We start from the raw sequence: 23831 nt of genomic DNA on the forward strand, positions 1-23831 counted from the left end.
CAGCCGGGCGGCGGCGCGGGGCGCGGCTACCAGGCGTGCAGGCGGCGGAGGCGGAACACGATCTCCAGGTCGTCCCTGGCGGCGGTGCGGGACTCGGCCCGTTCCCGCCGCCGCGCCCCGGGGAAGGTCTTGACGTTCTGGCAGCGGCACCGCGGGCAGACGTGGTCGAGCCAAGGCGTGGTGCAAGGATGCCCCTCGTGGGAATACACCACCACCTCGCCGCCGTGGGCGTCGGCGGTATGGACCACCTCGAACTCCTCACGCCAGGTGGTCAGGCAGTTGAGGCATTCGTAGACCCAACTCTCGTGGCTGGACCATGTGTCGTGCACAGGCCCCCACCTCCCCGGTGAACGCCACATCGCGTCCGGGACAGCCGGTGTGTCGGGCGACGCGGTGCATGATTGAACATTCCCCGCCGACGGCGTTTGCACCGTGCCGGGCGGCGTCGGTGCGTGCGTCAGCGCTCATGTCCGTGCTGCGGTCAGGGCGCGCCGTGCCGCTTGGCCGCGACGACCGCGTCGTACACCTCCCGCCGGGGCACTCCGGCGGCCTTGGCGACCTCGCCGATGGCCTGCTTGCGGGGCGTTCCGGCGGCCTCGCGGGCGGCGACCTCGGCGGCCAGGTCGGCCGGGTCGGCGGTGCCGTCCGGCTCGGGCGTGCCGCCGACGACCAGGGTGATCTCGCCGCGCACCCCGTCCGCCGCCCACGCCGCCAGCTCGCCGAGCGTGCCGCGCCGCACCTCCTCGAAGGTCTTGGTCAGCTCGCGGCAGACGGCGGCGGGCCGATCGGCGCCGAACGCCTCGGCCATCGCCTCCAGCGTGGCGGCCAGCCGGTGCGGGGCCTCGAAGAACACCATGGTGCGCGGCTCGGCGGCCAGCGCCGCCAGGCGCCGCGCCCGCTCCCCGGGGCGGCGCGGCGCGAACCCCTCGAAGCAGAACCGGTCGGTCGGCAGCCCCGACACCACCAGGGCGGTCGTCACCGCGGACGGCCCGGGCAGCACGGTGACCGGCACGCCCTCGGCCACGGCCGCGCGGACCAGCCGGTAGCCGGGGTCGGAGACGCCGGGCAGGCCCGCGTCGGTGACCACCAGCACATCCCGTCCGGCCAGCAGCTCGGCGAGCAGCTCGGCGGCGCGGGCGCGCTCGTTCTGGTCGTAGTAGGACACCACCCGCGCGCGCGTCTCGACGCCGAGGTCGGCGGCCAGCCGGCGCAGCCGCCGGGTGTCCTCGGCCGCGATGATCTGCGCGTCGGCCAGTGCGGCGCGCAGCCGCGGCGACGCGTCGTCGGCCCGTCCGATGGGCGCCGCGGCCAGCCGCAGGGTGCCCGTCGCGCCGCCCGTCTCGTTCCCCGTCACCCCACCATTGTCCCGTCCGCCGCCCCGCGGCCGGGACGCCGACCTGACCACACAGGGTTCGCCATGCAACCATCGGGTTACCGTCCCGCCCGTACCATGGCGGAATGGCGATGACGGATGTGGCACCGGCCCGGGCCTCCGGCGAACCGCGGAGGACACCCTCGCTGCGCAACCGGCTGTCCCCGCCGGTTCCGGGAAGCGCCCTGCTGGGATGGCTGGGCCCGCTGCTGGTGACCGCGTTCGCCGCCTTCCTGCGCTTCGACCGGCTGGGCGTGCCCAAGGCGGTGGTCTTCGACGAGACCTACTACGCCAAGGACGCGCTGTCGCTGCTGAAGTTCGGCTGGGAGCACAGCACCGTCAAGGACGCCGACAAGCTCCTCATCCAGGACCCGAACGCGAACATCTGGGCGGAGGGGCCGTCGTTCGTCGCCCATCCCCCGGGCGGCAAGTGGATGATCGCCATCGGCGAGTGGCTGTTCGGCGCCACGCCGTTCGGGTGGCGGTTCATGCCCGCGCTGTTCGGCACGCTGGCGGTGCTGGTGCTGTGCCGGGTGGCCCGCAGGATGACCGGCTCCACCCTGCTGGGCTGCGCCGCCGGGCTGCTGCTGGCGCTGGACGGGCTGCAGTTCGTCACCAGCCGGGCCGCGCTGCTGGACGTCTTCGTGCAGTTCTGGATCATCGCCGCGTTCGCGTGCCTGGTGAACGACCGGTTCCGATCCCGCGCGCAGCTGGCCGACCGGATCAGCGCGCAGGGCGGCCCGGACGCCGGGTCCCCCTTCGGACCGTTCCTGGTGCACGGGTGGCGGATCGCCGCCGGGGTGTGCCTGGGCATGGCCTGCGCCACCAAGTGGACCGGCGTGTTCTACGTCGCCGCGTTCGGGCTCATGGTGCTGTTCTGGGACTTCGGCGCCCGCCGCGCGGCGGGCGTGCCCCGGCCGCTGGCCGGCACGATGCTGCTGACGGCCGGCTTGGCCTTCGTGCAGCTGGTGGTCGTGGCGGCGGTCACCTACCTGGCGTCCTGGTGGGGCTGGATCTTCCGGCCGGGCGGCTGGGGGCGCGGCGAGGTCGCCGGCAACCCGCTGCTGCGCCCGATCGAGGCGCTGCCGGATCTGTGGCACTACCACGCCGAGATGTGGAACTTCCACAACGGGCTGGACGCCAAGCACCCGTACCAGTCGTGGCCGTGGGACTGGCCGATACTGCGCCGTCCCGTGGCGTTCTTCTACACCGAGCCCAAGGGGGCCTGCGGCGAGGCCGTCCGCTGCTCGCGGGAGATCCTCGGCATCGGCACGCCCGCGCTGTGGTGGGGCGGGCTCATCGCCCTCGTGGTGGCCGTGGGGCTGTGGCTGGTGGCGCGGGACTGGCGGGCGGGCGCCGTCCTGCTGGGGTACCTGGCGGGCTGGCTGACCTGGTTCCCCAACGCCTTCGGCGACCGCACGATGTTCCTCTTCTACACGACCCCGGTGATCCCGTTCATGGTGCTGGCGGTGGTGCTGACGCTGGGCGTGCTCATCGGGCCGCAGCCGACGCGGGCCGCCGCGCTGACCCACCTGCCCCGGTTGTACGGGACGGCGGCGGCCGCCCCCGCGGAGACCGCGGCGAAGATCGGCGGGGTGCTGGCCCGGATGGAGACGCGCCGCATGGTGGGGGCGGCCATCGCGGGCGCGTTCGTGCTGGTGGTGCTGGCGAACTTCGCCTACTTCTACCCGGTGCTGGCGGCGAAGGTGATCTCGTACGACGAGTGGCACGCCCGGATCTGGTTCAAGGACTGGATCTGAGGCCCGGCCCGCGTCCGGGCGTGCCGTCCCGCCTCGGCGCTACTGCTTGAGCAGGGTCGTCATCTCGTCGATCTCGGCCTGCTGGGTCTTGATGATCGACGCGGCGAGGTTCTTGGCGGCCGGGTCGGCGCCCTTGGCCTGCTCCTGCCGGGCCATGGCGACCGCGCCCTCATGATGCTCGATCATCATGGTGAGGAACGCGCGGTCCATGCGTTCGCCCGTCAGACCGCTGAGCTTGCGCATCTGCTCGGCGGTCATCATGCCGTGCATGGCGGCGCCGTGCGCTTCGTGCCCGCTGTGGCCGCCGTCGCCGCTGGTGCCCATGGCGTCGTCCTCGGCCGGCACTTCGGCGCCCCAGGCGCGCAGCCACGTGGTCATGGTTTCGATCTCGGGCGACTGGGCCTTCGCGATCTGCCGGGCGAGCCGTTCGATCTGCGGGTCCTTGGTCTTGCCGATGACGATCCGGGTCATCTCCACGGCCTGTCGGTGGTGCGGGATCATCATCTGCGCGAACGTGACGTCCTGCGCGTTGTGCCGCGCCGTGGCGGACGCGGTCGCCGGCCCGCTCGCCGGGGCGGCCGCACCGTCCGCGCCGCCGTCGTCCCCGCCGCAGGCGGCCGTGCCGATCAGAACGATCGCGGCGATCACCGCGAACTTCGTTTTCAACTCGTTCTCTCCTTGCCGGATGAGCTGGTGAAGGGCATGCGGAAAGCGCGCTCGGCACCGGGAGGACCCCGGTACCGGCGTGCGGCCTGTCACAGCCTCAGCACGGAGAGCCGGTAGATGTCGGGCGGCCGCTCCCGGGGCGGCCCCCGGCGCGGCGCCGTGCGGCCGTGCGCCGCCCGCAGCGGCAGCAGGGCGACCGGACGCGCCGCCACGGCGACCAGCAGCAGCGCGACCGTCAGGAGGGCGAAGCACACGGTGCCCGCCGAGCAGCCCGCCAGGTGCCCGGCATTGTGCACCGGCCCGGCGGTGTCATGGCGGTCGCCCGCGGCGTGGACCTTCGCCGGCGCCGGCGGGTGAGCCGCCGGCACGGACAGCGGCACGGAGACGTGCACGGGGGACGGGGAGGCGGTGACGCCGTGCATCATGAACAGCCCGGCGAGCAGCCCCAGGCCCAGCAGCGTCAGCAGGACGCTGCGCGGCGACGGCCCCGATCCCCTCACGGCGTCCCACTCTAGTGCGTGTGCCCGCCGTCACGCTCGGCGACCGTCAGACCCGGGCGGCCTGCGGGCGGACGGGCTCGGGCGGCCTGCGGGCGAACGTCCGGCGGCCCAGCAGGCAGCATGCGAGCGCGAGCGCCCCGCCGGCCACCGCTCCGGCGAACGCGCCGGGCACTCCGGCGAGGTCCTGCCCGAGCCCCGCGACGGCCGAGCCCACCGAGTTGCCGACGCCGAAGGCCGCCACCACCCACGCGAACGCCTCGGTCACGGTGCCGGCGGGGGCGAGCCGGTCCACGACCGAGAACGCGCACGCCAGCATCGGCGCCAGGAAGACGCCGCTGAGGGCCGCCAGCGCGGTCATGAGCGGCAGCGCGGGCGCCCACACCAGCGGCACGTAGCCCGCCGCCAGCCCGCCCATCAGCCACGGCAGGCGGACATGCGGCTCGCCCCGCCACCGCCTGGCCCCGTACACCAGGCCGCCGACGAGCGCCCCGGCGGACATCGCGGCCAGCAGCAGCCCGGACGCGGCGTCGTCGCCCTCGCGTTCGGCGTAGGCGACGACGGCCACCGCGTACACGCCGAGGGCGATGCCCGCGCAGGACAGGGCGAGCAGCAGCACGCGCAGGCCGCCGGAGCGCAGCGGGCCCGCCCAGTGGGCGGCGCGCGCCTCGGCGCGCCAGCGGCGCGACGGCTTCGACAGCGCGACCACGAGGGTCCCGGCGATGCCGAGCGCGCCGGTCAGCAGCAGCGCGGCCTCGGTGGAGACCGCGGCGGCGGCCACCACGAGCAGCGGCCCGGTGGTGAACAGGATCTGCTGGGCGGCCGCGTCCAGCGCATAGGCGGCCTGGACCTGCGCGGGCCCGGGCAGCACGAACGCCCACAGCGCGCGCAGCCCGGCCTCCAGCGGCGGGGTGGCGAACCCCGCGAGGACCACCGCGCCGGCCGCGACCGGAAGCGGTTCGGCGCCGACGGCGGCCAGCAGGGCGAACCCGGCGGCGGCCAGCACGGCGGCGGGCAGCAGCACGCGGGGCTGGCCGTAGCGGTCCATGGCGCGGCCGAGCACGGGCTGCCCGGCGGCCATGGCCAGGCCGAACACCGCGGCCAGGGTGCCCGCCAGCGGGTAGCCGCCGCCGTCGGCGCGCACGTGCAGCACGACCGCCAGCACGCCCATGCCGTTCGGCAGGCGGCCGAGCAGCGTGCCGCCGAGCAGGCGGGCGGCGTACCGCGTCCGCAGGAGGCCGAGGTAGGCGCGCATTCCACTCCCGGGGGGTTCGTCATACGTATTACTTCCCGTCATACGTACCACTCCCCACCCCCCGCGCTCTAGCCTGTTTGCACTGCGGTCCGGTGCGGCTGGCCGATCGGGCCGACCGAAAGCCGACGGCGAGGAGGCGCTGCTCCCATGACCAGGCGCCCCACCAGCAGGGACGTCGCGCAGGCGGCCGGCGTCTCGCAGTCGACCGTCTCCCTGGTGCTGGGCGGCAAGTGGCACGGCCGCGTCTCCCCCGCCACCGCGCGCACGGTGCGGCGGGCCGCCGAGCGGCTCGGCTACCGGCCCAACCTGGCCGCGCGCAACCTGCGGCTCGGCACGACCCGCACGGTGCTGCTGGTGGTGCCGACGCCGAGCAGCACGTTCTTCGGCGCCGTCTATACGGGCGCCGCCGAGGTCGCCGCACGGCACGGGTTCGGCGTCGTGGTGTACCCGTGGCCGGACGACACGGGCTCCGGCGACGCCTCGGCGCAGGGCGGCCCGTTCGCCTCGCCCCGGGAGGCCATCGACGGGGTGCTGGCCTCCTCGCTGGCCGTGGAGGTGCTGAAGGAGTTCAGCCACACCCCGGCGGTGATGCTCGACAACGACCCGGCGGGCGCGACGCCGACCGTCGCCTTCGCCGTGGCCGACGGCATGCGGGCCCTGGCCGCTCATCTGGGCGCCCTGGGCCACCGCCGGTTCGGGCACGTGGCCGCAGCGGCCGACCAGTGGACGTTCCACGAGCGCGGCGGCGCGCTGGCCGCGGCCGTGGCCGCGCTGCCCGGCGGCGAACTGGTCCGCGCCACGTCGGTGATCGACGTGGGCGCGGCCAAGGAGGCCGCGGGCCGGCTGCTGGACCGCCCCGACCGCCCCACCGTCCTGGTCTGCGACGACGACCTCATGGCGGCGGGCGCCTACAAGGCCGCGCGGGCGCGGGGCCTGGACATCCCGCGCGACCTGTCGGTCACCGGGTTCGACGACGACGTGCTGGCCACCGCGCTGGAGCCGGAGCTGACCACCGTCCGGCTGCCCGCCCGCCGCCTCGGCGCCGAGGGCATGACGGCGCTCTTGCAGCTCCTGGACGGCCGCAGCCCCGAGCCCCGCTCCCTCCCCGCCGAACTCGTCGTCCGCGCCTCCACCGCCTCGCCCCGCCACTGACCGTCGACGATCGGCCCCGCGTGTTTCGCGGAACGCGCACCCGACTCCACGCGAGGGTAGTTCCGCGGCCTGGCCTGCATTGATAGCCGATCAGGTATCGCTCGTCGGGCCATATCCGTATTGGACATGGGCGTGCGGGGTCTGATCTGCTTCCTCCGTCTGGAAGATCACCGACCGACGAGGACCAGATGATCCAGCGTGAAGACGAACGCCGCCGGCGGCCGCGGCGGAGGCTGGGCGCGGCGGCGCTGGCGGCGTCACTGCTGTTCGGCGGGACCGCCTGCGGTGCCGCATCCGAGACCACCGCGGTCCCCCGCGGCGCCGCCTCCCAGCAGGCGACCGCCGCGGCGTCCGGCCAGGCCGAGGTCACCAAGCGGCTGCGCGAACTCGAGGCGTCGTACAGCGGACGTATCGGCGCGTTCGCCATCGACACCGGCACCGGTAAGACCGTCGGACACCGGGCGCACGAGCGCTTCGCCGGCAACTCCACCTTCAAGGCCATCCTGTGCGGCGCGATCCTCGACAAGGCGCGCACCACCGTCCCGGGCCTGCTGGACCGCAGGTTCCACTGGACGGCGGAGGAGGCGGAGAAGTCGGGCTACGCCCCGGTCACCGGCCTGCCCGAGAACATCGAGAACGGGATGACCGCGGCGCAGCTGTGCCACGCGGCCATCACCGCCAGCGACAACGCGGCCGCCAACGTGCTGCTCGAGCAGATCGGCGGGCCGCAGGGCCTGACCAGGTACTACCGTTCGCTCGGCGACCCGACCGGGCGGCTGGACCGGTACGAGCCCGACCTCAACGAGTGGGAGCCGGGCGGGAAGCTCGACACGGTCATGCCCGCGTTCATGGCCCGAAGCCTGGCCGCCCTCACCGTGGGCGACGCGCTGGTGCCCGAGGACCGGCGGCAGCTGGTCGCCTGGCTGAACGCCACCACCACCGGCTCCCAGCGCATCAAGGCCGGGCTGCCGGACGACTGGACCGTCGGTGACAAGACGGGGACCGGCGGGGGCAAGTACGCGCCGGCCAGTGACATCGCGATCGCCCAGCCGCCGTCCGGTGCACCGCTGATCATCGTCGTGTACACCAACCGCGACGGCGAGCACCCCGAGATCGACAACGGCGTCATCGCGCAGACCGCGTCCGTGCTGGCGCGCGGCCTGGGCAGGACGTCTTGACCGTCGCGTCCTCCGGCCACCCGCCGTCCGCCCCGAGCGGGCGGCGGGTGGCCGCCGTCGTGGCGGCCGCGAACCTGCCCGCCGCGCTCGGCTTCTACACGGTGATGGCGCACGTGGTGGTACACCTGCGCGACGACGTGGGCCTGCTGGCGGGGACGATCGGGCTGGTGCTGGGCACGCGCGTCGGCGTCCAGTACGCGCTGTACCTGCCGGTCGGGCCGGTCACCGACCGGGTCGGCGCGGTGCGGGCCGCGGCGGCCGCCTGCGTGCTGCGGGCGGCGGGGTTCGCCGTGCTCGGCGCCGCGGACGGCCTGCCCGGGCTGTTCTCGGCGGCGGTGCTGCTGGGGGTGGGCGGCGCGCTGTTCCTTCCCGCGACGCGTTCGCTGCTGGCCGGGCTGGACGCGCGGCACCGCGCGCTGGGGTTCGGCGCGTACACCGCCGCCGGTCAGGTCGCGGCCGTCGCCGGCCCTGCGGCCGGGCTGGTGCTGCTGTCGGACGGCGTGCTCGGCGTGCTGGACGGCGGTTTCGGCCTGCTGTCGGGCGTCGCTACGGCAGCGTGGGCGGTGGCGGGCGTGCTGTTCGCGTCGCTGCGGCAGCCGGGACGGTCGCGGCGCCGCACCGCGCCAGGTCTGGGACGCTCGGTGCCGGCAGTACTCAGGGACCGCCCGTATGTCCGGTTCGTCCTGCTGACCGCGCCCACGACGCTGCTGCCCACCCAGACGGCGGTGGTCGTCCCGCTGAGGGGCTTCGACACGGCCGCCACGACGCTGTACCTGTGCGTGTCGGCGGCGGTGGCGGCGGCCGTCCAGCCCTGGTGCGCCGGCACCGGCCGCCGGGACGGCGGCGTGCGGGCCGGGCACACGTGGGTCATGCCCGTCAGCCTGGCGCTGTCGGGCACCGGTTACCTGCTGCTGGTCCCGTTGGACGGGCACGTCGCCGCGCTGGCGGGGGTCGCGGTGCTGCACGGGCTCTCCGCCGGGCTGCTGGAACCGGCGGTGTTCCACAACGTCGCCCGGCACGCGCCGCCCGCGCAGGTCGGCGCGTACTACGGGGTGATGGCGTTCGTGGGCGGGGTCGTCGCGTTCGCGGGCGGCCTGGCCGTCGGGCGGCTGTTCGACCTGGGGCCCGCGGGTGCGGCGGCGGCGCTCGCCGGGCTGGGAGTGCTGGCGCTCGCCACCGCCGCCTGGCCCGCGGCCGGTCACGTCCGCCGGGCGGCCTCCCGTGGGACCGCGGGCCGTCAAGCCGCGGCGCGCAGGAATTCCGCTGCGATCGGCGCGGCCGCCTCGGCGCCCGTCCCGCCGCCCTCGACGACCACCGCGAAGGCCAGGTCGCCCCGGTAGCCGATGAACCAGGCGTGGGTCGGCGGGTCGTCGCCGGAGCCGTACTCGGCGGTGCCGGTCTTGCCCGCCGTCCCCGTCGGGAAGCCGACCTCGGCGGCGGTGCCCTCGCTGACCACGGCGGGCAGCAGGGTGCGCAGCGCGGACCGCACGCCCGGCTCCAGCTTGCGCGGCGCCTCGGGGCTGCGGCCGCCCGCGTCCAGCGCCTGCCGGGCCAGCGCGGCGTCCACCAGCCGGGGCGAACGCCATGTGCCGGTGGCCGCGGCGGCGGCCACGCTCGCCATGTTGAGCGGGCTGGTCAGCACCTCGCCCTGGCCGAACGAGGCGGCCGCGAGCGCGGTGTCGTCCTTGACCGGCGGGTAGGACGCGCGCACCGCCGGCAGCCCGCCGATGATCGGCGCGTTGAACCCGAACTGCTCGGCGACCTGCGCCAGCCGCTTGGCGCCGAGCCGGTCGACGGCCAGCCGCGCGAACGTGGTGTTGCACGAGTGCGCGAACGCCTCGCGGAACGCCACCGTCCCGAAGTCCTCGTTCCGGTAGTTCTTGAACGTGCGGCCGCCGACGTCGGTGGTGGCGGGGCAGCCGACCCGGCTGGTCACGTCCACCCCGTCGGCCACCAGCGCCGCCGCGGTGACGACCTTGAACGTCGAGCCGGGCGGGTAGCGGCCCATCAGCGCCCGGTTGTAGCCGCCCGGCTTGTTGGCCACGGCCAGGATCTCGCCGGTCGAGGCGCGCAGCGCCACCAGCGAGGCGGGCTTGCCGACGTCGGCGAGGGCCTGGCTGGCGGCGCGCTGCGCCTTGGGATCGACGGTGGTGCGCAGCGGCGTGCCGCCGGTGCCGCCGAACCGGTGCAGCGTCTGCACGACCCGGTCGTCGGCGTCGACGATCTGCACGGCCAGCGCCGGGGTCCCGGCCAGCCGCCGCTCGTACTGCCGCTGCAGCCCCTCGACGCCCGCCAGGTCGCCCGCGCGGTAGGGGGCGCCCAGCTCGCGGGCGGTCTCGGCGTCGATCTGGCCGACCGAGCCGACGAGCTGCTGCACCGAGCCGGACTGCACGCCGTCCAGGTCGCTGCCGTCGGCGGCCTGCACGGCGGCCCGGTCGGGCCAGGAGCGGGCGGCGCGCAGCCGCTGCCCCTCCCGCAGCGTCGGGTGGACGACCCGCGGCGACCAGTCCACCAGCCATGTGCCGTCGCGCCTGGTGAACGGCAGCGTCCCGGTGTAGGTCCAGACGCGGCCGCCCGCCAGCGTCAGTTCCGCGTGGTAGGAGCCGCCCGCCTCGTCGCCGTCGGGGTCGCCGACCGCCGTCACCCGGAACCGCTGCCGGACGACGCCCAGGTCGTCGCGCATCCGGGTGAGGCGCTGCCGGAGGTCTGCGGGCGGGTCGGCGGTGAGCGTCCGCATGGTGTCGGCGTCGCCGCGTTCCCACGCGGCCAGGAAGCGTTCGGCGGTGTCGCGCGGGCCGTCGCCGGAGCGCAGCACCCACACCGCCCCCGCTCCGGCGACCAGGGCCGCGGCCGCAACGAGCGCGGCGACCGAAATCCCCCGAGATCGGCGCATCGCCCCTCCCCTTCTCCATGTCACCCCGGACAGCACACCAGTCGACCAGCGAAAAGTCCAAGATCGGTATGAGTGTCGCAGCGATAGGCGGATGGATATGATCGCTGCTCGTGAACCTGGTCGGTCATCTCCAGTGCTTCGTCGCGGTGGCCGAGGAACTGCACTTCGGGCGGGCCGCGGACCGGCTGGGCATGGCGCAGCCGCCGCTCAGCCAGCGCATCAAGCGGCTGGAGCGCGAGCTCGGCGTGCGGCTGTTCGAGCGGTCCAGCCGCCGCGTGGAGCTGACCGCGCCCGGGCGGCTGCTGCTGGAGGAGGCCCGTGAGATCCTCGCCCGGGTGGACCGCATCCACTCCCTGGCCGAACGCGCCCGCCGCGGCGAGCTGGGCGCGCTGCGCGCGGGCGTGCCCGCCGACCTGACCGGCGCCGTCGTCGCCGCGCTGATCGCCGAGTTCCGCGCCCGCTGCCCCGAGGTGCGCCTGGAGCTGCGCGAGATCGGCACGTCCGAGCAGGTCCGCGCGCTGGCCGAGGGCGCGCTGGACGTCGGCGTGCTGCGCCACCCCTGCGAGGTGCGCGACCTGGGCCTCGGGTCCATGCTCGGGCAGCCGGTGGGGGTGCTGGTGCCCTCAGGCGACCCGCTGGCCGCCGCGCCCGAGGTGCACCTGGCCGATCTCGCCGGGCGCGACCTGGCGCTGTTCGCCCGTGACGAGGCGCCCGGCCCCTACGACGAGCTGCTGGCGGCGTGCCGTCGGCACGGGTACGACCCGGCCGCCGTGCACGAGGCGCGGCAGCCCCAGTTCGCCGTGGGGCTGGTGCTGGCGGGGTCGGCGGTGGCGCTGACGCCCCGCACCCCCGACACGCCCGGCGTCACGTGGCTGCCGCTCGTCGGCGAGCCGCTGCTGCTGCGCGTGTCGTGCGCCTGGCGCCGCGACACCGGGCACGAGCACGCGGTGGCCGAGTTCACCGCGGCCGCCACCGGCGTGCTGTGCGAGCAGGCCGGGATGTCGCCGCTGCCGTCCGCGCCGCCGCGCCGGGTCGTCCCCCGCCCGGCCTCGGGATTTCTGGCATGAAGGGGCGTATGGACAGCCGACTGGACCGGATCGAGGCGGCGTTCCGCGACGCCGGCGTGACCGGGTACCTGCACGCCGTCGACGTGGACTCGGGGCGGGAGATCGGGCTGCGCGCCGACGAGCCGGTAGTGCTGGCGTCGGTGTTCAAGGTGCCGCTGCTGGTGGCGTTCTTCCGGCACGCCGCCGCCGGGCGGCTCGACCCGGCCCAGCAGGTCACGCTGCGTCCCGAGGACCGCTGCGCCGGCCCCACGGGCGTGTCCACGCTGCTGGACGAGGTGCGCATGTCGCTGCGCGACCTGGCCTGCCTGATGATCACCGTGAGCGACAACGCCGCCGCCGACGCGGTGTTCGCCGCCGTCGGCCCGGAGGCGGTGGACGCCACCGTCGCCGAGCTGGGGCTGCACGCCACCCGGGTGGTGGGCTCCGGCAGCGACCTGCACGCCATGATGCTGGCCGACGGCGGCGTGGACGACCTCGGCGAGCTGTGGGCCCGGCTGGGCGAGCCGGGGGTGCTGCAGCGGCTGCGCGCCCTGGACCCGCTGAGCACCAGCCGCAGCACGCCCCGCGAGATGGCCCGGCTGATGGCGAAGATCTGGCGGGACGAGGCCGCGCCGCCCGCCGAGTGCGCGCAGATGCGGCGGATCTTCGGCCTGCAGGTGTGGCCGCACCGGCTGTCGTCCGGGTTCCCCTACGACGATGTGCGCGTCAGCGGCAAGACCGGGACGCTGCCCACGATCCGCAACGAGATCGGCGTCGTGGAGTACCCCGACGGCGGCCGCTACGCCGTGGCGGTGTTCACCCGGTCGCTGCTGCCGACCGCCGTGCTGCCGCAGGCCGACGCGGTCATCGGCACGTCCGCGCGGCTGGCCGTGGAGGCGCTGCGCCGTCCGCTGCCCGGGCGGCCGCAGGCGCGGGGCTAGCCCGCGCCCGGCCGGTCAGCCTTCGTAGGACTGCAGTTCCAGCAGGTTGCCCTCGGGGTCGCGGACGTGGGCCGTGCGCAGCGTCGGCCCCCACTCCGGCCGGTCGGCGGGCGGCGCGACGGGCGTGGCGCCGTGCCGCAGGCACACGTCGTAGGCCTCGTCCACGTCGTCGACGCGGCCGGCGAACATGACCCGGTCCTGTGCGGCGGGGGCCTGCGCGGGCAGCCCGGACGTCCCCGCGACCGCGGCCATCGCGGCGCGGTCGAACAGCACCAGCACCGCCTCCCCGTCGAGGTCCCAGTTGGCGTAGGGGCCCTCCTCGGTGCCCTTGACCAGTTGCGCGCCGAGCACTTCCGGCAGGACGGCCCGGTAGAAGCGGAACATGGCGCCGAAGTCTTCGACCAGCAGGCGGGGGTAGAGAGCGTCCATCGCGCACACCTCATTCTTGGGTTCGCACCAACATTAGGTCGAGCCCTACGATATCCCCATGACCGAGACACCGCCCACGCTGACCGCCCTGACGGCCTATCTGCTGTCCCGCACGGGCAAGGCCGCACGCGAGCGCGTCACCGCCCGCCTGGCCTCGGAGGGCATGCGGATGTGGCACATGGCGGTCCTGGCGGCGCTCGCCGACTTCGGGCCGCACTCCCAGCGCGAACTGTCCGCGCGCCTGAACATCGACCCCAGCGACGTCACCAAGGTGCTGGACGAGCTGGCGGCGCTCGGCCGGATCGAGCGCGCCCCCGACCCCGGCGACCGCCGGCGCCGGGTCGTCACGCTCAACGACGAGGGCGCCGCGGCGCTGCGGCGGCTCGACGCCCAGGCGCGGGCGATCCAGGACGACCTGCTCGCCCCGCTCGACCCCGCCGAACGTCGGCAGCTGCACGACATGCTCACCCGGCTCTTCGTCCACCTGTACGGCGGGGAGCGCGAGAACCGGGGGTGACCGGCAGGCGCACCGCGCGGACCGGGACGAAAGCAGCGGGCCGACCCGATACGGTCGGCCTATGCCTGATCGTGTGCTCGGCGGGCGATATCGCCTGATCTCCCGCCTCGGCGCCGGCGGCGCGGGATCGGTGTGGACGGCGTCGGACGAGATGCTGCGGCGCGAGGTGGCGGTCAAGGAGATCGTGCTGCCTGCGGGCCTCGGCGCCGAACAGCACCGGGTGGCCTGCGAACGTGCGCGGCGCGAGGCCCGCGCCGCCGCGCTGATCGACCACCCCAACGTCATCACCGTGCACGACGTGCTGGTTGAGGACGGGCGGCCGTGGATCGTCATGGAGCTGATCCGGGGCGAGTCGCTGGCGCAGGCGGCGCGCCGGGGGCTGACGCCGCAGCAGGTCGCCCGCATCGGGTTGCAGGTGCTGGACGCGCTGGAGGCCGCGCACGCCCGGGGCGTGCTGCACCGCGACGTCAAGCCCGGCAACGTGCTGCTCGACCGGGACGGGCAGCGGGCGGTGCTGACCGACTTCGGCATCGCCGCCCTGGACGGCGACCCTGGGCTGACCAGCACGGGCACGTTCGTCGGCTCCCCCGGCTACGTGGCGCCCGAGCGGCTCCGCGAGGAGCCCGCCGGGCCCGAGTCCGACCTGTGGTCGCTGGGCGCCACCCTCTACGCGGCCGTGGAGGGGCGCGGCCCGTTCGAGCGCGACAGCCCGATGGCGGTGCTGGGCGCGGTGCTGTCGGAGGAGCCCGCGCCGCCGCGCCGCGCCGGTTCGCTGGGGCCGCTGCTGTGGCACCTGCTGCGCAAGAACCCCGACGACCGGCTCCCGGCGGACGTGGTGCGGCGGGTACTGCGGGACGTGGCCGACGGCAAGCCGTCCGGGCTGCCCGACCCGGTTCCGCCCCCGCCGCAGGTGACGCCGGTGACGCATCCGCAGCTCGCCGCGGGCACGTATCCGGGCGCGGCCCACCCGGGGGCGCCGTACCCGGGCATGCCGCCGAAACGCGGCCGCGTGTGGCCGGCCGTCGTCGTGGGGGTCACGGGCGTGTTCGTCGCCGCGCTGGTCGTCGCGGGGGTGGCGGTGGCGGCCTCGTCCGACGGGAAGTCCGGCAAGAAGGCCGAACCGGTGGCCGGAAGCCCCACACCGCAGGTGACGCGGAGCACCCCGCGGGCTTCGGCGTCCCCCTCGGTGATCGCCGCGCCCGTCGACTTCTGCACGACGCTCACCGACCGGCAGACGCGCCGGCTGCTGCCCGGGGCGGCGCCCAAGCACGAGCGGGCGGAGGACAACGGCTGCTCGTGGTGGATCAAGAACCGGGGCCTGGTGGTGGAGGACGCCAACCGGCTGTCTGACGAGCCGTGGCCGTCGTCGGCGAGCGAGGCGCACACCAAGTTCGTCGGCTACCGCAACCAGCGCGCCAAGGGCTCGGATTTGATCATCTGGGGCTGGGACGAGATCGGGGTGCGCACCGTGCGGGCGCAGCGGTCCGCCGCCGCCGCGCTCGGCAGGGTCGGCGACGAGGCGTTCTCCTACACCTACCGGGGCACCAGCGCCCCCATGGACAAGGCGTTCGTCGTCTTCCGGAAGGGCAAGGCCGTGGTGGAGGTCGAGTTCACCTACCGGCGGGGCACCGGCGGGTTGGACGACGCGGTGCGGGCGGCGCGCTGGGTCGCCGCGTCGCTGGAGGGCCGCGTATGACGGCGCCGCGGGTGCTGGCCGGGCGGTACCGGCTGCTGGAACGGCTGGGCCAGGGCGCCATGGGCGTGGTGTGGCGGGGCCGCGACGAGGAGCTCGGCCGGGAGGTCGCGGTCAAGGAGCTGCTGCTGCCCGCGCATCTGGACGCCGCCGACCGCGAGCACGCCGCGCGGCGCGCCTTCCGCGAGGCCCGCGCCGCCGCAGCGCTCGACCACGAGTCGATCGTCACGGTGCACGACGTGGTCATGGACGGCGACCGGCCGTGCATCGTCATGGACCTGCTTCCCGGCCGGTCTTTGGACGCGGTCCTGGCCGCCCGGGGCGCGCTGCCGCCCGTCCAGGCCGCCCGGGTGGGTCTGGACGTGCTCCGGGCGCTGCGCGCGGCGCACGCGCGGGGCGTGCAGCACCGGGACGTCAAGCCCGCCAACATCTTCCTGCGCGACGACGGCCGCGCCGTGCTGACCGACTTCGGCATCGCCGCGCTGGAGGGCGACGCCACGCTGACGCAGGAGGGGTCGCTGATCGGGTCGCCGACGTACATGGCGCCCGAGCGGGTGCGGCACGAGCGCGGCGGGCCCGAGTCCGACCTGTGGTCGCTGGGCGCCACGCTGTACACGCTGGTGGAGGGGCGGCCGCCGTTCGCCCGGTCCACGCTGATGGGCACGCTGAGCGCCGTGCTGACCGAGGAGCCGGCCCCGCCCGGCGCCGCCGGGCCGCTCACCCCGGTGATCATGGGGCTGCTGGTCAAGGCCCCGGCCGCGCGGCTGTCGGCGCAGGACGCCGAGAACGCGCTGCTGACGGTCGCGTCGGGCGGGAAGGCTCCCCCGCCGCCCCCGCCGGGCTTCTCGCCGGTCCCGCCGGCGTCGCCTGCCGTGCCGAGCCCGGCTCCCGCGCCGCCCGTGCCGACGGCGCCGCCCGCGCCTGCGGGGCGGCCGTCCGGGCACGGCCGGGGCGTGGCGGTGCCGCTGGTGGCCGGGGCGGCCGTGGTGCTCATCGCCGTGGCGGCCGTGGTCGCGGTCGTGCTGAGCACCCGGGGGGACGGGGAGGCGCCGACGAGGTCCGCCGCCTCGCCGGGCCGCACCGGCACCGCGGCCGCGTCCGAGCCGGTCCGGTTCGCCAAGCCGCCGCCCGCCTGCGGCCTCATCACCGCCGACCAGGCCGAACGGCTGGTGCCGTCCTTCACCTCCCACGCCGACTCCGCGGACGACCATTCGACCGGCCTGCCCAAGTCGGAGTGCTGGTGGAGCGTCGCGGACCCGGGCACGAGCGGCGGACCGGAGCTGAGCGTCATCCTGATCGCCGACCGGTCCACCGCCGGTGCGCGGGCCCGGTTCCAGGAGGATCGCCGGACGGCGGCGCCGCTGCGGACCCCGGACCCCGAGCGGCCCTTCCGCGACATCACCGGGCTGGGCGACGAGGCGTACGGCTCGGACGACCTGTCCGACGACGCCGAGGCAACGGTGGTCTTCCGCCTCGGCAACCTCACCGCCGAGATCGAGTACCAGGCGCAGGGCCGGGCGATCGGTTCGCTACGGGAGAACGCACTGCAGGCGGCCCGGTGGGTGGAGGCTGCGTTGGAACGCCAGGGGTGAACGTCGCCGGTGAACGACACCGCACACTTCCGGAAAACGTAGGCTGTTACCCGGTTTGATCACTATTTGGGAGTGTGCGTTGCGGCTGCCGGAGCACCTGGAGCTACTGCTCACCGACGAGCCGGTCCTCGACGTCTACTCGTACGGCCCGTGGCGGGTGCCCGACGGGCTGTTCGAGGAGATCGGGGCGCGGATCGACGCGCTGGCGGGCGACCCGCGCTGCGCGGAGCTGACCACCGACGAGCACAAGCTGCTCACCCTGCCCGCGCCGCTGGTGGTCGCCGAGATCTTCGGCATCCTGGCGTTCCTGCCCGGCGGCGGCGCGATCAAGGGCGGGTCCTGGTCGCAGCTGCCCGAGCGGCTGCTGCGCCGCCACATGGTCAACCCCGGGCCGCTCAGCACCCGGATGACGCGCTGGGACGCGCCCGGCGGACGCTGGCGCCCCCCGGTGGACTGGCTGGTCGAGGCGCCCGACCGGAAGCTGGCGATCGAGCTGGCCCGCGACTGCCTGGCCGTGCTGGAGGGCATCGAGCCGCTGGAGCAGCGCCGCACCGCGCTGCTGCGCCTGTACGACGACCCGCCCGCGTGCGAGGTCAACCTGCCGAAGATGGAGCTGCGGGAGAACTGGCACGCGCACGCCGACGACGAGATCCTGGCGGCCGTCCCCGAGCTGCTCGGCCCCGTCGGCTACCTGGAGTGGGTGTGCTCGGGGCTGCTGGCCGCCCACGAGGCGCTGACCGCGGCGGCGCCGCGCGAGGAGCCCGTCGAGGTGCACCTGATCCATCTGATGCTGCAGGGCAGCATCGAGGAGGTCCCCGGCGAGCTGGCGGCCGCCCTCGGCCCGGACATGTACGGGGAGCTGAACGCCCGCTTCCCCGTGGAGCGGCGCGACTTCAAGCCGGGCCCGTGGCAGGAGCAGACCCGCGCGTGGCTGGTGCGGGCCCTGGTCGCCGGCGCCGCCGACGCCTGCCGCGCCTGGCTGGACATGGCGATGCGGTTCGTGGCGATCCTGCAGGGCCTGCCCGGCGACCCGTGGTTCCCCAAGCCCGAGTGGATCCCGGTCGGGCAGTTCCAGACCGACCTGCGGCGGCTGTTCGCGCCGCGCCGCCGCGTCGTCAACCCGCTCACCACCCGGCTCAAGACCGCCGCGAAACCCGCCGCCGAGGAAGGCCGGGCGGCCGCGGACGGCGGCGAGCTGGTCAGCACCCTGGTCGGCCAGCCCGAGGTGTCGGCCGTCCTGGCGGAGATCGCCGAGCAGCGCGAGCCCGTGCGGCTGCTGCTGGCCGGGCCGGACGGCACCGGCAAGCGCGACGCCGCCCAGGAGGTCTCCACAATGCTGCGGATGGGCCGCGACCCGCTGTGGCTCACCGACAACCTGTTCGCCGGGCAGCGGCTGTCGGACGCGGTCGCCAAACTGCACGCCGACGCGCGCGACTGCACCCACGAGCGGCTGCTGGTGATCGAGGGCCTGGACGACATCGCCACCGACCCCGGCAACGGCGAGGCGCTGACCGAGGAGCTGCACCGGCTGCTGGCCGTCCACCCCGACCTGAACCTGGTCGCGCTGTGCGACGAGGGCGGCGACGAGCGGATCCGGCAGGTCAACCCGGCGCTGCTGCAGCGCCTGCGCATCGCCCGCACCCGCCCGTTCACGGCCGAGGGGCACGCCGAGCTGTTCCGCCGCGCCCTGCGCCGGCACGGCGCCCGCGCCACCCGGCAGGCGCTGGCCGCGGCGGGCCGGCTGCTGGCCGCCACGCCGCCCGCGCAGACGCTGCGCAACGCCCGCCTGGCCCCGCACCTGGCGGACTTGGTCGTCGCGGCGGTGCGGGACCGCACCGAGCCCGGCGCCGAGCTGGTGGTGCGGCAGCGGGACATCCCGGCCACCCTGGAGACCGCGCCGGGCGCCGGGGACGCGCTGGCCGAGCTGAACGGCCTGATCGGGCTGGAGACCGTCAAGAACGAGATCGCGCTGCTGGTCGCGAGCACCCGCGCCGAGCAGCTGCGCAGCGAGTCGGGGCTGTCGCTGACCGCGCCGACCCGGCACATGGTGTTCACCGGCAACCCCGGCACCGGCAAGACGATGGTGGCGCGGCTGCTCGGCCGCATCTACAAGCAGCTGGGCGTGCTGTCGTCGGGGCACCTGGTGGAGGCGTCGCGCGCCCACCTGGTCGGCGAGTACATCGGGCAGACCGCGCCGCGCACCCGCCGCCTGGTGGAGCGCGCCCTCGGCGGGGTGCTGTTCATCGACGAGGCGTACACCCTCACCCAGTCGCCGCTGCGCGGCGACTACGGCCACGAGGCCATCGCCGAGCTGGTCAAGCTGATGGAGGACCACCGCGACGACCTCATCGTGATCGTCGCCGGGTACGAGCGGGAGATGGCCGAGTTCCTGGCCGCCAACCCGGGGCTGGACTCGCGCTTCCCCAAGCAGCTGCACTTCCCCGACTACTCCGACGACGAGCTGGTCGCGGTGTTCGAACAGCTCGCCGCCGCCGACGGGTTCCGCCTGGCCCCGGGGGTGACCGACCGGCTGCGGGCCATGCTGCGGCGCGCGCCGCGCGGCCCGTCGTTCGGCAACGGCCGCCTGATGCGCAACCTGCTCGACCTGGCCGTCGCCAACCAGGCGCAGCGGCTGGCGGCGCACGTCGCCCCGGCGGCGAACGGGCGGTCCCCGAACGGGAAGGCGCCCGCAGCCGGCAAGGCGCCCGCCAAGGGGAAGGCGCCGGGCAAGCGGCAGCTGGTCACCCTCACCGCCGAGGACCTGCCGGAGATCTTCGACCACCCCGAGGAGCTGTTCGGCCTCTACCTGTGAAGCGCGTCCGCCCGGCCGCGGGACGCCCGGAACCGCTCCGCCGCGGCGAACAGCACGTGCTCGGCGCCGGGCCGTCCGATGAACTGGGCGCCGACGGGCAGGCCGTCCACGGACCCCGCCGGGACGCTCAGCGCGGGCACCCGCGCCACGTTCCACGGGCAGGTCAGGGACACCAGCACCGGCTGCAGCGGGCCGAGCACGGTGTCGCGCTCCCCGATGGGCGGCGCGGTGAGCGGCACCGTGGGCAGCACCAGCACGTCGTACCGGGCGAGCAGGTCGGCGACCGCGCCGGCGAAGGCGTCGCGTTCGCGCATGGCCCGCACGTAGCGCCAGCCGGGGGTGCGCGCGGCGCGCCGGAGCCGGTCGAGCGTGGCGGGCTGGAACCGGTCCGGTTCGCGTTCGACCCGGTCGGCGTGCAGGTCGTAGGTTTCGCTGTCCTGGATCGCGGCGAAGATCCGGCGCGCTGCGGGCAGGTCGAGGCGTTCGGCGGGCAGGCCGGCGAGGGCGGCCCGCACGGTCCGCTCTACCTGCTCGTCCACCGGGGCCATGCCGTCGATCCAGGCCATGCGGATCTCGGCGGGGGCGGGCCGGTCGTCGGAGGCGGTGAGCACCCGGTAGGCGGTGCGGCAGTCGGCGGGGGCGGCGGCGAGCACGCCCACGTGGTCCAGGGACTTCGCCAGCGGGAACACGCCGTCGACGGGGATCGCCCCGAAGGCGGGTTTGAAACCGGTGATCCCGCACAGCGCGGCCGGAATCCGCACCGAGCCGCCGGTGTCGGTGCCCAGCGCCAGCGGCACCATGCCCGCCGCGACGGCGACCGCGCTGCCGCCGCTGGACCCGCCGGAGATGCGCGCCGGATCGTGCGGGTTGCGCGACGGGCCGGTCACGGAGACGTCGCCGCTCGCGCCGTAGGCGAACTCGTGCGTGGTGGTCTTGCCGACGATCACCGCGCCCGCCTCCCGCAGGCGCCGCACGCACGCCGCGTCGCCGGTGGCCACGTGCCCGTCGAACAGGGCCGAGCCCATGCCGGTGGGCAGGCCCTCGACGTCGATGATGTCCTTGACCGCGACCGGGACGCCGTGCAGGGGGCCGCGGTCGGCGCCCGCCGCCAGCTCCTCGTCCGCGCGCCGGGCGGCCTCGGCGGCGCCCGCGGCGTCGACGGTGACGAACGCGTTCAGGCCCGGGTCGATCGACTCCAGCGCCCGGTCCAGGAGCGCGGCGGCGCTCGTCCGGCCCGCCCGCAGGTCGCGTCCGAGGTCCGCCAGCGTCCGGCCGGTGAAGAAGCCCGTCATGCCTCGCCCTGCCCTTCCTGCCGTCCATCCCAGACATTCCCGGCGGAACGGTCAAGGGTCCGTCCGTTCGTCGCAGCCGGGCGACCGCTCGTCGACTGCCGTCCCGGTCCGGGGAACCCGCGCCCGCCGACACGACTAGTTTCGTCGCACCGACGGAGCGGCCCGCCCGGCGCGCTGGGGGGCGGGGCGGCAGTCCCGGTGGCGGCCGCCCCTGACGCCGGGGGCGCTTCACGGCGAGCGGGGGCACGGCGGCACGGCCGAAAGAGAGATGGCATGCCGTCCGCCGTGGCCCTCCGCGACCGCCGCCCCGCTCACAGGTCGTCCAGCAGGCGGCGCAGCGTGTCCGGCGTCCGGGCGGGCGGGTCGGCCTGCACCACCAGGCGGTTCATGACGTCGGTGTAGTGGTCCACCTCGCCGGGGCGGTCCGGGAAGTGGGCGTTGGTGAGCTGTTCGAGGTACACCATGTCCGGCAGGTCGGCCTCCTCGAACCGCAGCAGGGTGATCGGCCCGCCGACGGCGCCGTGCCCGCCCGCGCCGAACGGCAGCACCTGCACGGTGACGTTGCGCAGCGCGCACACGTCGATCAGGTGCCGCAGCTGGGCCCGCATCACCTCGCGGCCGCCGAACGGGCGGCGCAGCGCGGCCTCGTCCACCACCGCCCACAGCCGCGCCGGCTCGTCGCGGAAGAGGATGCGCTGCCGCTCCCGGCGCAGCTCGACCCGCCGGTCGATCTCCTCGGCGGACGCTTCCGGGTGGACGTGCGCAAGCACGGCGCGGGCGTAGTTCCTGGTCTGCAGCAGCGCCGGGACGACCTGCACCTCGTAGCAGCGGATGACGCCGGCGCCCTGCTCCAGCCCCAGGTACGGCTCGAACCAGGGCGGGACGATGTCGTGGTAGCGCTGCCACCAGCCCGGCACCGAGGCCATCCGCGCCAGCTCCAGCAGCGGCTCGCGTTCGGCGGGGTCGGACACGCCGTAGAGGGTCAGCAGGTCGGCCACGTCGCGCTCCTTGAAGCCGACCCGCCCCAGCTCCATCCGGCTGATCTTGGACGCGGAGCCGCGGATCTCGTACCCGGCCTTGTCGGCCGGCATCCCGCGGGCCTCGCGCAGCCTGCGCAGCCGCGCGCCGACCACCATCCGCAGCACCGTCGGCCCGGCCCGGCGAAGGCCGACGGCCTGCTCGTCCGCAGCGAAGCTCACCTCTCGCGCTCCCCCCTGCACCGAAGTCCGCCCTTCCAGCGTGCCATCTCCGACGCACGGAGAACAGCGGACCCGCAAACCGCGGTCGGCGGGCGGCGAGGCGGCGGCCGTGACGTCATTTCCGGCGGATCGGAAGGATTCCGCCACCCCTTCCCACCCCTTTGCGGCAGGCGATCCGCACAACACAAAGGAAACGCAAAAATAAGGGATCCGCGTGACATTGATCGCGCCAGTGCGTATCGCCGGTCGCGGCGTTTTCCTACAGAGGTCGCCCGGAAGGCCCGCTCGGCGGCCGCCTCCCCCGGCGACGACATGCCTGGTCACGACGCCGACGGACAGCAGGCTGATCCCCGCATGCCCTGGTAGGACTTGGTCAGGTATGCGGCGATTTGCTCGCGGCTTTGCAGGCAGACGTCAGCGGAACATGGTGCAGGGCGCGGCGAACGCGGCGCCGTCGGCGGCGGCCTTGATCCCTTGGGGGTCGGCCGCGTCGGTGTGGGACCCACGCTGCTGGAGCGGACATACGAATTCCTTTTGCCACCGGCTCTTTCGCCGCATTCGCAGCATCGCCCGTCCGCCGGACGCGCCGGACCTGGGACGGCCACCCGGCGATCCTGCGCATGCGTATTCGGCGTTCACGTCGATCTCGGAACACGCGGTCGATTCACTCCGGACGCCGCCGGGTGATGTGAGAAGAGAGTGCCCCGGCGCGCGGAGGGGGTGTCACCGGACGGTGTCCGCAACGAGGGGCCGGCCGACGCCGTGCAGATCGCCCTCGCTGTCGCAGAACCTGACGCCCGCCCGGCGACGGGTGGTCAACGTACCGCGCGGGGACGTGTCAGCCCGCCGGGACCTCACTGGGGAACGAGTGGTGCTCGTGGGCGATCATCCACTGCCCGTCCACCCGGCGAAGGCCCAGGGTCAGCCGGCAGCGCAGATCGACGATCGCGATCATGGCGTGGCACCAGGCGACGTCCTGCCCGGCGAACACCTCCAGGTCCAGCAGGTCGAAGCTGCCGTCGCCGAGCGGGCTGTACCGGAAGAACAGCTCCCACTGCCTGCGGTACTCGGCCAACCCGCGGACGCGCGGCGGCTCGACCACGTCGTACATCAGGATGTCGTCGGTGTGGTTGGCGAGCACGCCGTCCATGTCGCCGTCGCGGACCGCCTTCGCCCAGCGCTCGACGACGTCCCGGACCTGGCTCTCGTTCGACACGTCGGCCATTCGGCAGGCCACCTCGCTCCAGTTGTTCAGCCGATCGATGGCAGGACCAGGACGTCCGCGGGCATTCCTGGGATGTCGCTGTGCAACCAGACCGGCTCCCAGCGGGTCTCGAGGAAGCGCCGCAGCTCGGCGACGCCGCTGAGCCAGCCCACCCCATCCGGCGTAGGGCCTCGTCGAAGCGCTGTGCACGAACGTGAACCGGGTCTTGCCGCCCGAGCCCTCAAGCTCCCAGGTCGACACGAACGAGCCCCAGTCCGGGCCGACCCGGCGGCCGGGCTCCAATTCGAGGATCTCGGCGGCGGCGCGTCGCCA

21 protein-coding genes are annotated in these 23831 nt (G+C 75.0%); 10 read left to right on the forward strand and 11 right to left on the reverse strand.

The features are described from left to right. Window positions 1-26 precede the first annotated feature (26 nt). Both QSK22_RS01770 and rsmI read right to left on the reverse strand, forming a co-directional pair. Window positions 27-329 (reverse strand): hypothetical protein, encoded by a 303-nt coding sequence (locus tag QSK22_RS01770; protein WP_285492110.1) that lies wholly within the window; start codon window positions 327-329, stop codon window positions 27-29. 152 nt (window positions 330-481) lie between these two features. Then, on the reverse strand, window positions 482-1354 hold the full coding sequence (gene rsmI / locus QSK22_RS01775; protein ID WP_285492111.1) for a 16S rRNA (cytidine(1402)-2'-O)-methyltransferase: 873 nt from the start codon (window positions 1352-1354) through the stop codon (window positions 482-484). A 104-nt stretch (window positions 1355-1458) separates the two neighbouring features. On the opposite strand from rsmI, the gene QSK22_RS01780 reads away from it, so the two are divergent. After that, window positions 1459-3132 carry a dolichyl-phosphate-mannose--protein mannosyltransferase gene (locus QSK22_RS01780; protein WP_285492112.1) on the forward strand — a complete coding sequence of 558 codons (1674 nt, stop codon included), beginning with the start codon at window positions 1459-1461 and terminating at the stop codon, window positions 3130-3132. Between the two features lie 39 nt (window positions 3133-3171). Here the strand turns inward: QSK22_RS01780 and QSK22_RS01785 are convergent, their stop codons facing one another. The 3 genes from QSK22_RS01785 to QSK22_RS01795 form a co-directional block, all read right to left on the reverse strand. Continuing rightward, window positions 3172-3798 carry a DUF305 domain-containing protein gene (locus QSK22_RS01785; protein ID WP_285492113.1) on the reverse strand — a complete coding sequence of 209 codons (627 nt, stop codon included), beginning with the start codon at window positions 3796-3798 and terminating at the stop codon, window positions 3172-3174. An 89-nt stretch (window positions 3799-3887) separates the two neighbouring features. Next, window positions 3888-4298 carry a DUF6153 family protein gene (locus QSK22_RS01790; protein ID WP_285492114.1) on the reverse strand — a complete coding sequence of 137 codons (411 nt, stop codon included), beginning with the start codon at window positions 4296-4298 and terminating at the stop codon, window positions 3888-3890. Window positions 4299-4344: 46 nt separating this feature from the next. Beyond that, the gene (locus QSK22_RS01795) at window positions 4345-5550 is read right to left on the reverse strand and encodes an MFS transporter (protein ID WP_285492115.1); all 1206 of its coding nucleotides are present in this window, start codon (window positions 5548-5550) and stop codon (window positions 4345-4347) included. A 147-nt stretch (window positions 5551-5697) separates the two neighbouring features. Between QSK22_RS01795 and QSK22_RS01800 the strand changes: the two genes are divergently transcribed. From QSK22_RS01800 to QSK22_RS01810, 3 genes are all read left to right on the forward strand, one after another. Beyond that, window positions 5698-6702, forward strand: a complete 1005-nt coding sequence (locus QSK22_RS01800; protein ID WP_285492116.1) for a LacI family DNA-binding transcriptional regulator — start codon at window positions 5698-5700, stop codon at window positions 6700-6702. Window positions 6703-6890: 188 nt separating this feature from the next. Next, entirely contained in the window at window positions 6891-7880 is a 990-nt protein-coding gene (gene bla, locus QSK22_RS01805) for a class A beta-lactamase (protein WP_285492117.1), read from the forward strand. After that, window positions 7877-9220, forward strand: coding sequence for an MFS transporter (locus tag QSK22_RS01810; protein WP_285492118.1), 1344 nt, complete (start codon window positions 7877-7879; stop codon window positions 9218-9220). Before bla ends, QSK22_RS01810 begins: the two co-directional genes overlap by 4 nt. Here the strand turns inward: QSK22_RS01810 and QSK22_RS01815 are convergent. Beyond that, window positions 9118-10773, reverse strand: a complete 1656-nt coding sequence (locus QSK22_RS01815) for a penicillin-binding transpeptidase domain-containing protein (protein ID WP_285492119.1) — start codon at window positions 10771-10773, stop codon at window positions 9118-9120. The two genes, QSK22_RS01810 and QSK22_RS01815, sit on opposite strands and share 103 nt — an antisense overlap. 110 nt (window positions 10774-10883) lie before the next feature. Between QSK22_RS01815 and QSK22_RS01820 the strand changes: the two genes are divergently transcribed. Together QSK22_RS01820 and QSK22_RS01825 are read left to right on the forward strand one after the other, a co-directional pair. After that, window positions 10884-11840, forward strand: coding sequence for a LysR family transcriptional regulator (locus QSK22_RS01820; protein ID WP_285492120.1), 957 nt, complete (start codon window positions 10884-10886; stop codon window positions 11838-11840). A gap of 8 nt (window positions 11841-11848) precedes the next feature. Further along, window positions 11849-12760: a serine hydrolase gene (locus QSK22_RS01825; protein ID WP_285492121.1), complete on the forward strand. Its 912-nt coding sequence runs from the start codon at window positions 11849-11851 to the stop codon at window positions 12758-12760. Between the two features lie 15 nt (window positions 12761-12775). Here the strand turns inward: QSK22_RS01825 and QSK22_RS01830 are convergent, their stop codons facing one another. Beyond that, window positions 12776-13189: a VOC family protein gene (locus QSK22_RS01830; RefSeq protein ID WP_285492122.1), complete on the reverse strand. Its 414-nt coding sequence runs from the start codon at window positions 13187-13189 to the stop codon at window positions 12776-12778. 58 nt (window positions 13190-13247) lie between these two features. Here QSK22_RS01830 and QSK22_RS01835 point away from each other — a divergent pair, with 58 nt between their 5' ends. The 4 genes from QSK22_RS01835 (at window position 13248) to QSK22_RS01850 (ending at window position 19803) form a co-directional block, all read left to right on the forward strand. After that, entirely contained in the window at window positions 13248-13706 is a 459-nt protein-coding gene (locus QSK22_RS01835) for a MarR family winged helix-turn-helix transcriptional regulator (protein WP_285492123.1), read from the forward strand. A gap of 61 nt (window positions 13707-13767) precedes the next feature. Beyond that, window positions 13768-15402, forward strand: coding sequence for a serine/threonine-protein kinase (locus tag QSK22_RS01840; protein WP_285492124.1), 1635 nt, complete (start codon window positions 13768-13770; stop codon window positions 15400-15402). Next, entirely contained in the window at window positions 15399-16991 is a 1593-nt protein-coding gene (locus QSK22_RS01845) for a serine/threonine-protein kinase (RefSeq protein ID WP_285492125.1), read from the forward strand. Before QSK22_RS01840 ends, QSK22_RS01845 begins: the two co-directional genes overlap by 4 nt. A 79-nt stretch (window positions 16992-17070) precedes the next feature. Further along, window positions 17071-19803, forward strand: a complete 2733-nt coding sequence (locus QSK22_RS01850) for an AAA family ATPase (protein ID WP_285492126.1) — start codon at window positions 17071-17073, stop codon at window positions 19801-19803. On the opposite strand, the gene QSK22_RS01855 is transcribed toward QSK22_RS01850, so the two are convergent. From QSK22_RS01855 to QSK22_RS01870, 4 genes are all read right to left on the reverse strand, one after another. Then, window positions 19794-21095 (reverse strand): amidase, encoded by a 1302-nt coding sequence (locus QSK22_RS01855; protein WP_285492127.1) that lies wholly within the window; start codon window positions 21093-21095, stop codon window positions 19794-19796. The genes QSK22_RS01850 and QSK22_RS01855 overlap by 10 nt on opposite strands. A gap of 311 nt (window positions 21096-21406) precedes the next feature. Further along, entirely contained in the window at window positions 21407-22294 is an 888-nt protein-coding gene (locus tag QSK22_RS01860) for a Sco1979 family transcriptional regulator (RefSeq protein ID WP_352231397.1), read from the reverse strand. Window positions 22295-23132: 838 nt separating this feature from the next. Beyond that, entirely contained in the window at window positions 23133-23519 is a 387-nt protein-coding gene (locus QSK22_RS01865) for a nuclear transport factor 2 family protein (RefSeq protein WP_285492128.1), read from the reverse strand. 26 nt (window positions 23520-23545) lie between these two features. Beyond that, a complete protein-coding gene (locus tag QSK22_RS01870) occupies window positions 23546-23671 on the reverse strand; it encodes a hypothetical protein (protein ID WP_285492129.1) in 126 nt (41 codons plus the stop codon). Between the last annotated feature and the right edge of the window lie 160 nt (window positions 23672-23831).

The organism is Actinomadura sp. NBRC 104425 (assembly GCF_030269545.1).
Lineage (GTDB): Bacteria > Actinomycetota > Actinomycetes > Streptosporangiales > Streptosporangiaceae > Spirillospora > Spirillospora keratinilytica.